The sequence below is a fragment of the Chthoniobacterales bacterium genome (assembly GCA_035274845.1).
Taxonomy (GTDB): domain Bacteria; phylum Verrucomicrobiota; class Verrucomicrobiia; order Chthoniobacterales; family UBA10450; genus AV80.
Window position 1 is genome coordinate 182,633 of sequence record DATENU010000009.1, and the last position, 10,530, is coordinate 193,162.

The 10,530-nt window shown below is 60.4% G+C and carries 10 protein-coding genes; 4 read left to right on the forward strand and 6 right to left on the reverse strand.

All coding sequences use genetic code 11. The features are described 5' to 3' along the window. Positions 1–46 precede the first annotated feature (46 nt). Both VJU77_04425 and VJU77_04430 read right to left on the reverse strand, forming a co-directional pair. Entirely contained in the window at positions 47–2,026 is a 1,980-nt protein-coding gene (locus VJU77_04425) for an amidohydrolase family protein (GenBank protein ID HKP02590.1), read from the reverse strand. A gap of 3 nt (positions 2,027–2,029) precedes the next feature. Next, positions 2,030–2,569 carry a hypothetical protein gene (locus VJU77_04430; protein ID HKP02591.1) on the reverse strand — a complete coding sequence of 180 codons (540 nt, stop codon included), beginning with the start codon at positions 2,567–2,569 and terminating at the stop codon, positions 2,030–2,032. An 85-nt stretch (positions 2,570–2,654) separates the two neighbouring features. Here VJU77_04430 and VJU77_04435 point away from each other — a divergent pair, with 85 nt between their 5' ends. Continuing rightward, positions 2,655–3,293, forward strand: coding sequence for a class I SAM-dependent methyltransferase (locus tag VJU77_04435; protein HKP02592.1), 639 nt, complete (start codon positions 2,655–2,657; stop codon positions 3,291–3,293). 112 nt (positions 3,294–3,405) lie between these two features. Here the strand turns inward: VJU77_04435 and VJU77_04440 are convergent, their stop codons facing one another. Both VJU77_04440 and VJU77_04445 read right to left on the reverse strand, forming a co-directional pair. Continuing rightward, a complete protein-coding gene (locus tag VJU77_04440; GenBank protein HKP02593.1) occupies positions 3,406–4,527 on the reverse strand; it encodes a hypothetical protein in 1,122 nt (373 codons plus the stop codon). A gap of 356 nt (positions 4,528–4,883) precedes the next feature. Further along, positions 4,884–5,102 (reverse strand): hypothetical protein, encoded by a 219-nt coding sequence (locus VJU77_04445; GenBank protein ID HKP02594.1) that lies wholly within the window; start codon positions 5,100–5,102, stop codon positions 4,884–4,886. A gap of 161 nt (positions 5,103–5,263) precedes the next feature. Here VJU77_04445 and VJU77_04450 point away from each other — a divergent pair, with 161 nt between their 5' ends. Genes VJU77_04450 through VJU77_04460 form a run of 3 tightly spaced genes read left to right on the forward strand, consistent with a single transcriptional unit; the run spans position 5,264 to position 8,775 of the window. Further along, positions 5,264–6,991: a chloride channel protein gene (locus tag VJU77_04450; protein HKP02595.1), complete on the forward strand. Its 1,728-nt coding sequence runs from the start codon at positions 5,264–5,266 to the stop codon at positions 6,989–6,991. A 6-nt stretch (positions 6,992–6,997) separates the two neighbouring features. Then, positions 6,998–8,053, forward strand: a complete 1,056-nt coding sequence (locus VJU77_04455) for a phosphatidylserine/phosphatidylglycerophosphate/cardiolipin synthase family protein (protein HKP02596.1) — start codon at positions 6,998–7,000, stop codon at positions 8,051–8,053. Then, positions 8,050–8,775, forward strand: coding sequence for a uracil-DNA glycosylase family protein (locus tag VJU77_04460; GenBank protein ID HKP02597.1), 726 nt, complete (start codon positions 8,050–8,052; stop codon positions 8,773–8,775). Before VJU77_04455 ends, VJU77_04460 begins: the two co-directional genes overlap by 4 nt. 84 nt (positions 8,776–8,859) lie before the next feature. On the opposite strand, the gene VJU77_04465 is transcribed toward VJU77_04460, so the two are convergent. Continuing rightward, positions 8,860–9,819 (reverse strand): amidohydrolase family protein, encoded by a 960-nt coding sequence (locus tag VJU77_04465; GenBank protein HKP02598.1) that lies wholly within the window; start codon positions 9,817–9,819, stop codon positions 8,860–8,862. A gap of 35 nt (positions 9,820–9,854) precedes the next feature. Then, the gene (locus VJU77_04470) at positions 9,855–10,451 is read right to left on the reverse strand and encodes a hypothetical protein (protein HKP02599.1); all 597 of its coding nucleotides are present in this window, start codon (positions 10,449–10,451) and stop codon (positions 9,855–9,857) included. Positions 10,452–10,530 lie beyond the last annotated feature (79 nt).

The following is a 10,530-nucleotide window of genomic DNA, read 5'->3' on the forward strand; positions in this document are numbered from 1 at the left end:
CAAGAATGTGGCATGTGACCCGCCGCGGCGGGTCACACGTCACTCGTCACTTTCCTGGCGTGATGCCGAGCGCTTTCTCGATCGCCGCCGGATCATGGATTTTGCCGGCTTTGATGACGGCGGTCAGCTTATCGAGATCCCGGATGTTTTTCGTGGGGTCGCCCTCGACCAGGACCAGGTCGGCCAATTTCCCGGCGGCGATGATGCCGCGGTCTTTGTTTGCTCCCATCACTTCGGCGGAAGTGAGCGTGGCCATTCGCAGAACTTCGGCGGCGGGAATGCCGGCGCGAACGTAAAGCTCGAGCTCGTGGTGGAGCATATAGCCGGCGAGGGCGTCGGTACCGGGAACAATGGTGACGCCGGCATCATGAAGCGCCTTTAGCAGGCGGAGCATGGACGGGAACGATTCGCGATAGGCGTCCTTCTTTTCCGGTGGGACTTCGAGCGCGCCGCTCCGCATCGCGCGGCGGACCTGAGGCGGAAACCGCGGGATGATCTCTTCCAAGCCGGGCGTGATCGCAGTCGGGTCGCCGCAGAAAAGGCCTTCGAACGCCACCATCGTCGGGTCGAGCACCGTGTGGTGTTGTTTGAGGAACTGGACGAAATCGCGCACCTCCGGTTTGTCGGGAGTGAACTCCCGCGCGCGCTCCGCGACTTTGATGAAGCGGTCGCGATTCCGCGTCTCCTTCACTTCTGGGAAGAGGAAGTTCAGTTCGATGAAATTGATGTGCTGGATTTCATCGGCGCCGTTCTCGACGAACTGTTTCGCCGACATGAAAGCCGGGACGTGGCCGCTGACCCGCAGTCCGCGCGCGTGCGCATGATCGGCCATGATCGGGACCAGCTCCGGCTTGATTGAGGAATAGATTTTGATCTGGGCGTAGCCGTGGTCGGCGTACCAGTCGATGTCCTTGATGGCCTGTTCCGCGTTATCGACGCGCATCGTCGTTGGGCCGGCCAATTCGCCGGTGCCGTCGATGATCCCGGCTTTCAGAACGCGCGGCCCCAGCTCCGTTCCTTCGTCGAATCGTGCAATGCGCTTCGGAAAACTATCAAGGTCGTTCGCGAGATCGCGGGCGCTGGTCACTCCGTTGGCGAGATCGAGCGCGCCATCGACATCGCCGAAGTGCTGGTGATTGTCCCAGAGCCCCGGCATGAGAAATTTGCCTTTGGCATCGATGACTTCCGCGTTGGCCGGCGCTTTCACGTCGGCATCCGGCCCGACGCGCACAATACGTTCGGCGGTGATCACCACGCTCGTTCCGGGCGTGACGCTCAGGTCGCGCGGATCGAACAGGCGCGCGTTTCGAATGACGAGGTCGCCCGCCGGTTTCCGGGCCAGCGCCTTCGCGATCCCCTCCGACCAGGCGGCGTCCGTTTTTTCCTGGGCCGCTTGCAGATCCTTGATCGCGCCCTCGGTTCCATCCGGCACCACCGAGAACCAGCCGGAGACCTGTGACGCGACGCCGTTGCCATCGAGCCAGATCGATTGCGGGGAAAAGCCGAGGCCAACAATGCGGTGCTCGGTTAGCTCGCCTTTTGCCGTCGTAACCTTGCCGGCGACTTCAATGCTCGCTTCGCCCGCCGGCAACAGCGGCAGCTTGTGGTTCGGCGCCTTCAACAGCGCGCGCGCGAGGACACCGAAAAATTCCGGCGGCGCACTCATCGGCAGGTAGAATGCCTCGCCCGTCACCGGCGCCTCGCCATTCTCGCTCCGATTCTTCCAGCTCGCCTTGCCGTTCTTGATCTCGAAACGCTCTTCGACCGGCGCCTTCATGTAATCGTTGCCTTTCCCCTCGTATTCGGTCGGAACACCGGCGCCATCCAGCTTCCACGTCGCGTTGATATGATCGCCCCGGCCGCGATCGTTGTAGGAATATTCCACGCGGACAGCGGCGCCCGGTTCTTCTTTCACCGTCTGGGTTCCCGCCAGGTTACCTTGCAGGAAAATCTTGTCGGTCCGGTCAGCCGCTGATGCCAGTCTCAGTCCGAGGAGAACGAAGATGAATGAAATGAGTATGCGCATGTCTTAGCTCCTCGTTGACGTCCCCGTGGTCACAACTTTGTTCGAGCCCGGCCCGGGTCTCGTCAGCGCCAAGAGCAGCGGAACAAAGGCGGCGTAAGACGCGGCTCCTCGAATCCAACTCAACCTCTGCCAGCGTTGCCCTCGTGCGAACCACTCCGCGGGCGTCACGCTCGATCCCGCGCTCCGCTCGAACGCGAATAATTCGGGAAGGAAATAGATCTGCGTAACGACAAGCGCCAGCACATAGATTGCGAAGCTCACCAGAACGAACTTGCGCCGCGATGGCGACTTCCAATTCAGCAGGAGGGTGAAGATGAGGGAAAGGATCAGCAGTGGATGAATTATCATCCAGAATCTCCCCTCATGCAGACCGTAAGGGCCGGTGACGACGACGGCCGAAGCCGGCAGCGCCGCCAGATAAGCAGGGAAATACACCAGGTGCGAGTAAGCGATCCCGCCCAGCAGGGTCCCCCACAGGACGATGGAAAGCATGAGCGCAATATCGGGGGATCTCAGGGTTGGGGCTGCGTTTTCATCTATCATGGTTCGTGTGCCTCCTTGTCTGTTCCGGCGCGCGAAGTGCATCGGGTCAAATTGACAGCCTGTCCGCCTCGTGGTCATACACCGCATGACCAGCTTCATCGATGAAAAAATCGAACAGTTCGCGCGCGAGCACACGACGGCGGAAGGCGACCTGTTCGTCCGGCTTCGCGAGGAGACGTATCGCAGCATGGAGTCGCCCCAGATGCAGGTGGACCGGATCGAGGGCGAATTTCTCAAGATGCTGGTCCGCCTGACCGGCGCGCGGCTGGTCCTGGAGATCGGAACCTTTACTGGTTACAGCGCGTTGATGATGGCTGCCGGCCTTCCGGATGACGGACGACTGATTACCTGCGAGGTCGATCCCGAGGCGGAAGCGATTGCCCGGCGCTATTTTGCCGAGAGTCCGCACGGTTCCAAAATCGATCTTCGAATGGGACCGGCCCTGGAAACGATCAAAAGCCTGACCGGTCCGTTTGACCTGGTCTTCATCGATGCCGACAAGCCGAACTATTCGAAATACTACGAAGCTTCGCTGGCCCTGCTGAAACCGGGCGGCCTGATCATCGCCGACAACGTTCTCTGGAGCGGCAAAGTGCTCGATCCGAAAGACGAGCACGATCACGCCATCGTAGCGTTCGACGCGCTCGTCCACTCCGATCCGCGGGTCGAGAATGTCTGCCTGACGGTTCGCGACGGCGTCATGCTGGCCTGGAAAAGGCCATAGGTCCGCATCGAATCCCTTTCGAGTTGTAGCGTCGGCTGTCACCAGCCGAATTCGACGCTGATGCGCTGAGACAGCGCACCCTACAACGCGCCGGTTGAAATAAGCGCCGGAGCTATTTGGTCGCGGCGGCTAACACGGTACCGCGTTCGTAATCGGAACGGATCCCGCGCGCGGCTTCGACCAGCATCTTCCGGATGTCGGTGTCCTCGTTGATTTTCGCGGCTGTGATCAGCACCTGCGATTTCTCGTAATCGGAGGTAATCGAGGTCGCGGAAGTGACGACGAGCTTCACGGCTTCATTGTCCGGCTTGGCGGCGAGGACCGCGCTCAACACCCGCGCCCGATCGTAGGCCGATTGGATTCCGTTCACGGCCTCGAAGAAGGCCGGTTGTGCCACCGCTTCTGTCCCGCCGGCTTTGAGGAGGCCGAGAAGCGCCTGCGCCTTGTCGTGATCTGACGACATCTTCGCCACCGCCGGAACCACGATCTTCAGCTGGTCGCTGGTCAGCTTGCGATCTTTCACGAGGGCGGCAAGCACCTCTCCTCGGTCGTAATCGGCATTAATCGTTGGAATCGCGGCGGCGAACTCGGCCAGCGTCTCCTTGTCGTCGAGATACTTCCCAGCGACGGCCGCGAGCACCTGCCTCTTCTCGTAGGCGGAAGAGATATCGCGTGCCGCCATCTGCACAACCTTGCGCGCCGCCGCCGCTTCGAGCTGGTGGTCTTTCAGCAGTTGACGGAGATAAGCCGACTTCGCGTAGTCGCCTTTGATCAACGCGACCTCCTCGAGCACCGCGGCCGCGCCGCCACGCTCGAACAACCGCGCCACCCGCCGCTCGACGTCGTAAGCCGACTGTCGCACCGCGTCGAGGATGACCGCGGCGACCCATTGTTTGCCTTCGGCATCGAGCTCGCGCACCGCGCCGTTCACCGAGTAGGAGCGCTGCAGCTTCCCGTCGGCGCCCGGGGTGATCTCCAGTTTCCGCGTCACCGACGCCGCCTTCTCCTCGATCGTGACCGACCCGCCCGCCGAAAGCGATTTGAGGTCGCTGTAATCGTCCGTGAATTCGGGCCTGCCTTTGATCTGCAGATTGAACTCGCGGCCGTTTTCTGACTGCGTGATCGTCCATTCCTGCTCGTTGTTCTCGACCGTGTGCCTCGTCTCGGCCAGGACCGGTAACGCCGCGCCGCCGAGCACCACCATCGTTATCGCCAGCTTGATCTTCTGTTTCATGAGAACCTTCCGTTGCTCATTGAAGTTATGCCGAACCGCGTTCGAGTCACGGTCGATGGTGCAAAATGTTTGTTGCCCAAGCGCTCCGCTTGCCTTGCTCAAAAGAGGCAACCGATGCGGTCGCCCTACAAGATCCTTCAAGGCCACTCTAGCGCCGATCAAGACTTCGACCGCGAATGGACACGAATGGACGCGAGCGGGCGGCAATCATTCTCCGGCGGGTTTGTCGCCGTCGGTGGCGACTTCGGTCCGCTTTCATCGACATGGCCCTCGGTCCCAGCTGTTTTTATCCGAGGCTGTGGGGCTTAAACAGGAAGATTTTTCGAGAGGAAGCCAGGCAATTCAACAGCCGCTGCTCACCCAGGCGCAAATGATTCGGCCTCTGCTGACCTTTTTGCTTTCTCCCGGGCCGTTTCTCCTTTTCCGTTGGCGATCCATTTGGTGGGAGAATTCTGCACGACCCACGGCATTGCGATGATCTCCCCCTGACCATCATCGGAGTTCAGCTCGGCATTTATGCCGTCGCCACGGTCCTCTTCTTCGCCGTCGAACGGCCTTTCCTGCAATTGCGCCATCGCATCGCGCAACGCCAGACGCGCTAGCACGCTTCCTCACTCGTCGTTGCGGCTGACTCCACGCTTCGCAGATTAGAAAATTCCGCCACTTCGCCGTGGCCACTATGTCCGGCACCAAGACTTCAGAATCCTTACTGGGCGATTTTCGCACCGACTCACGGATGCTGCTTCTGGTCGGCTTTGCCCTGCCGCTCGGAGTGATCAGCGCCTTAGTCGCGAAAGCCTTGCTCTGGTTGATCGCCGAAATTACGAATCTCGTTTTCTTCCAGCGTTTCTCGCCCGAGATGGAGACGCTCCAACATCACCACCTGGGTCCGTGGGTCATCGCGGCGCCCGTGGTCGGCGCGCTCGTTATTGGATTGATGGCGCGTTATGGCTCCGAAAAGATTCGCGGCCACGGCATTCCCGAGGCGATCGAAGCGATTCTGCTCGGCGGAAGTTTGATCCAGCCCAGGGTGGCGATCCTCAAACCCGTCTCATCGGCCATTTCGATTGGCACCGGCGGACCGTTTGGCGCTGAAGGGCCGATCATCATGACGGGAGGCGCGGTCGGTTCGCTCCTCGCGCAGCTCTTTCATCTCAGCGCTGCCGAACGCAAAACTCTGCTCGTCGCCGGAGCCGCTGGCGGAATGTCCGCCGTCTTCGCTTCGCCGATCGCAGCAACCTTGCTTGCCGTTGAGTTACTCCTCTTTGAATGGCGGCCGCGCAGTTTCATTCCTGTCGTGGTTGCCGCGGTCGCAGCCTGGTTGTGCCGGATTCCATTGCTTGGCGCCGGCCCTATTTTCCCCGTGGCCGCGCATCCTCAGCTCGGGGTTTGGGCGATAATCGCCGCGGCTGGAATCGGAATTGCGGCCGGCTTCGGCTCGGGCGCTTTGACCGCTGTTGTCTATTTCTTTGAAGACGCCTTCGCCAAACTTCCGTTTCATTGGATGTGGTGGCCGGCCCTCGGCGCGCTCTTTGTTGGGATCGGAGGATGGCTCGACCCGCGTGTTCTCGGCGTTGGTTATGAATTGATTCACGGTTTGCTTCGCGGAGAAATTTTGGGCGCGGCGCTGCTCGGACTGGTGGTCGGAAAGGCCCTGGTCTGGGCGATCGCCCTCGGCTCGGGCACTTCGGGGGGCGTGCTCGCACCTCTCCTGATCATTGGCGGAGCTCTCGGCGCGGTGATCGGTCAATGGCTTCCGGTCGGAACGCCCGGTCTCTGGGCCATGATCGGCATGGCCGCGATGATGGGCGGCACCATGCGCTCGCCCTTGACCGGAATGTTTTTCCTCCTTGAGTTGACCCACGACCTGAACGCCCTTCCGGCGCTTCTTTGCGGTTCGGTCGCTGCTCTCGGTGTGACCGTCCTTCTCCTGCGGCGCTCCATTCTCACCGAAAAACTCGCCCGGCGCGGGCAACACATCGCGCGTGAATATAGCGTCGACTTGTTTGAGATGATGCGCGTCGCCGAAGTGATGGACGAAAATGTGCCGTTGATCCCGGCCAGCACCCCGCTGCCGCGATTTTCCGCTCGAATCGCGAGCGGCGATCCGTTGCTTTCCGGCCGCCAGGGCACTCTCCTGGGTGACGAGAACGGCGACCTCATCGGCATCATCACTCGTGGCGATATCGTCCGGTGTTTTGACCGTTCGCGCGACGAATCGCTGACCATCGGCGAAGCTGGATCAACGAAACTCATCGTGGCTTACCCCGACGAAACATTGCATGACGCCATGGCCAAAATGTTGCGACACGACATCGGCCGAATGCCGGTCGTGGATCGCGCGAACGAGAAACGCGTTGTCGGTTATCTCGGCCGGTCCAGTCTTCTCACCGCGCGAGAGCGTTACCATCACGAGGAAGAATTCCGTTCCCGCGGCTTTGGTTCTGAAGCCCCCGGAATTTGATTCGAATTGAACACGCTCTCTGTTTTCTTTTTGGCAGAAGGCGAACAGACCGCCGACTCGGTGATGGCGCGGCTCACCGGTTTCATCCGCGCGGCGAAACATTCCCTGGATATCGCCGTTTACGACATGCGCTTCAACGAGCTGCTGCGGGCGCAGCTTCTCGACGCTTTGCGCGATCGCGCGAACGCCGGCGTCCAGATTCGTTTCTGCTTCGACGGGGACAAACCCACCGAACCTGACGTGGCCGCGGGCCAGGACCCTGCTCCGGCCGGCACGAGCGCCTTCGTTCAGTCGTTAGGCTTTCCCTGGCGGCGCATCGCCGGGATGAAGTTGATGCACAGCAAGTTCATTGTCCGCGATCGGGAGTCGGTCTGGACCGGTTCAACGAACATGACCAATGACGCCTTCACCCTGATGGAGAACAATGTCGTCACCATCGACTCCCCGCTGCTCGCCGCCTCTTACGCCGAAGACTTCGAGCAGCTCTGGGAGAAAGAGAACTTCGAGAATACCGGAAAGATTCGCACTGAACCGGTGCCACTGATTTTCGCCGATCAACCGGCCACGGTTCGCGTCATGTTTTCTCCCGGCCTCGGCTTGGAAATCGACACCGAGATCGCTCGACGCGTCCGCGCCGCGCAACGCCGGGTCCGCATTTGCAGTCTCCTGATCAATTCCGGCACGCTGATCGGCGAGCTTCTCAATTTGCTTCGTGCCGGGCGCGTCCCGGTCGACGGCATTTATGATCGGACCCAAATGGCGGAGGTTTACACCCAGTGGCAGGGGGTTCCTTCGAACCATTGGAAGATTCCCGCACTCCAGGAAATGGTCGCCCGGGCGCATCTCGCGGGCAAGAATTCCACCCCCTACAGCCCAACCAGCCGCCACGATTTCATGCACAACAAGGTTCTCGTCATCGACGACACCGTCATCACCGGCTCCTACAACTTTTCGCGCAGCGCGCAGTTCAACGCTGAAAACATTCTCTTTATCGAAAGCGCGCCACTCGCCGAAACATACAGTCGTTATATCGACCACTTGAAAACGAAATACGCGCGGTGACCACGACAAGTGACTCATTGATCGCCGCGGCCGGACGACTGCGAGATGATGTCGATCGGTTGAAATTTGCCGCCCCGGTCACGCACGCTTACAACCCGTTGCGCTACGCCTGGCGCGCCCACGAGATGTACCTTCGGCGCTACGGAAACAATCCGAAGAGCGTCCTGTTTCTTGGAATGAATCCGGGTCCGTTTGGCATGGCCCAAACCGGAATTCCCTTCGGGCAAATTGCCGCTGTCCGTGATTGGCTCGGGATCGAAACGCCGATCGATCGTCCGCCTCACGAACATCCGAAACGGCCTGTGACCGGCTTCGATTGTCATCGCAACGAGATCAGCGGCGAACGGCTCTGGGGTTTGTTTGCCAAACGATTCGGCACTCCCGCAAAATTTTTCCGGGAGCACCTGGTCATGAATTATTGCCCGCTCGCCTTTCTCGAGGAGACCGGCCGTAACCGCACTCCCGATAAACTACCCCCTGAAGCGCGCGCCGAGCTCTTCGCTGCCTGCGACGAGCATCTCCGCGAAGTCGTTCGCATCCTAAGCCCAGAATGGCTTATCGGAGTGGGGGACTTCGCCGCCAAAAGAGCGCGCGAAGCGTTCCCAAATTCGCCTCCACAAATCGGCCAGATTCTCCATCCCAGCCCCGCCTGTCCCGCCTCGAACAAAGACTGGGCCGGCACCGTCACCACGCAGCTGCGAAAGCTCGGCGTCTGGAAGTAGCGTTGTGGCGTGCGCTGTCTCAGCGCATCCAAAGCGGGCGATTTTCCGCGGCGACAGCGGACGCTACAACCGTTCCTCCCTTTCTTAGTTCTTACTTTCGTTAAAGCGCGGGAAGAGGCTCAGCGCGTTGCTTCTTGTCATCTTTTCGCGGCCGGCGCCGTCGAACACGTCCAGCCGATCGAGTTCCATAATTTCGAAATCCAGCACATCGCCGTGCGCGTACGGATAATCTGACCCGAAGAGGACGCGATCGGGCCCGGCGAGGTCGAGCACCGGGCGCATCGCGTTTCGCGATGGGGAAAGCGCGGTGTCGAAATACAACCGGCTGAGATACGACAGCACGCCATCGGGCGCGTTCTTTCGCACAACTGGGTGGCGGTCCGCGAGGGCCCAGCGCCAGGCGTGCGCCGGAATGGCGGCGCCGGCGTGCGACAGTATCCAGCGAATATTCGGATGCCGATGCAGCGTTCCCGAAAGCACCAGATTCAAAAACGCGCGAGTGGTGTCGGCCAGAAATTCGAAAAGCGCTTCCGGGAATTTCAATCCCAGGTGCCGGCTGGTGGAATGCACGTTGGGATGCACGAACACGATGGCATTCCGCCGGTTGAGTTCCTGCATCAGTTCCTCGAACTCGGGATCGCCCAGGAAACGGTCGCCGGAATCAGCCAGCAACACGATTCCGTCGCACTTCAGCGTGTCGTAGGCGTAAGCGGTTTCCGCCACCGCATCGGCCGTGTTCGGCAACGGGACGCAGGCAAAATAACCGAAGCGCGCCGGATATTTTCGCATCAGCTCGGCGCCATATTCGTTGCAGTTCCGCGCCAATTCTCGTGCGAGGGCGGCATCGCCGAGATCGACCCCGGGCGAAGCCAGCGAAAGGACCGCCGTCTCTATTCCATGGCGATCCATGATCTCCAGCGAAGCTTCCGGCGACCATTCCGGAAACGTGACTCCGCCCCCGGCCTTTACTCCGCGTTCTTTAACCGCGGCAAGGTACTCGGGCGGAAACAGGTGATGATGCGTATCGATTCGGGATAAGGCCATATTCTCCGTCTTTCTTAATTCTTCCTTCTTAATTCTTACTTCTCTTCCACCCCTCCTGCTTCCGCCGCTTTCTTCACTTCCGCTTTCCGTTTCTCATCCAACTCGCCGGCCTTGCAGTAGTCGCCGTCGAAATAGGCCCGCGCGCCATGGTAGTAGCTCGTCTGCGCGCCAATGATTTCCAGGACGCTGCCGCGCGAGACGAACGCCAGATTCGTTTCCTCCGTCTTCGTGGGGTCGCGCCCCTTGTCACTGAACCAGCCGAGAGGCGGGTTCCAGGTCGCGACCCCGGCGATCGAGCCGGTGTGATAGGTCGGTCCGCGCACCACCTCGACCACAAAGAACAGCTTCTCTTTCTCCTGCACGATCTCGACCGTCCCGCCGAAGCTGTCGACCCAGAGTCCGGTCAGCGAATCGCTTTCATTCTTTGTTCGGCCACGCAACCATTCGGCCCTGCTTTGGGTCAGCTCCGCCGCGGCTTCATAATACGCCGCCGTCTGTTTTCCCTCCCGCTCGCTATTGTCCCGGTTCGCCGCGCGCGCTCGGCGTTTGGAAATAACGCGGCAAGTTTCGGCAACGCTTTTTTTGCAGGCATAACTCGTTGGCGCTGAGCGTGCGTCGAAACGGGTCGTCATTTCGCAGTTTTATATCTTGCTTCTTTCGCGTAAACCGCTAAAACGCGCGGACCCCAAAGCGTTTCCACAAGAATTTCCC

Excerpts from the sequence above, each read along its gene's own strand:
- VJU77_04425 (HKP02590.1), bottom strand. The coding sequence starts at position 2,026 with ATGCGCATACTCATTTCATTCATCTTCGTTCTCCTCGGACTGAGACTG.
- VJU77_04430 (HKP02591.1), bottom strand. The coding sequence starts at position 2,569 with ATGATAGATGAAAACGCAGCCCCAACCCTGAGATCCCCCGATATTGCG.
- VJU77_04435 (HKP02592.1), top strand. The coding sequence starts at position 2,655 with ATGACCAGCTTCATCGATGAAAAAATCGAACAGTTCGCGCGCGAGCAC.
- VJU77_04440 (HKP02593.1), bottom strand. The coding sequence starts at position 4,527 with ATGAAACAGAAGATCAAGCTGGCGATAACGATGGTGGTGCTCGGCGGC.
- VJU77_04445 (HKP02594.1), bottom strand. The coding sequence starts at position 5,102 with ATGGCGCAATTGCAGGAAAGGCCGTTCGACGGCGAAGAAGAGGACCGT.
- VJU77_04450 (HKP02595.1), top strand. The coding sequence starts at position 5,264 with ATGCTGCTTCTGGTCGGCTTTGCCCTGCCGCTCGGAGTGATCAGCGCC.
- VJU77_04465 (HKP02598.1), bottom strand. The coding sequence starts at position 9,819 with ATGGCCTTATCCCGAATCGATACGCATCATCACCTGTTTCCGCCCGAG.
- VJU77_04470 (HKP02599.1), bottom strand. The coding sequence starts at position 10,451 with ATGACGACCCGTTTCGACGCACGCTCAGCGCCAACGAGTTATGCCTGC.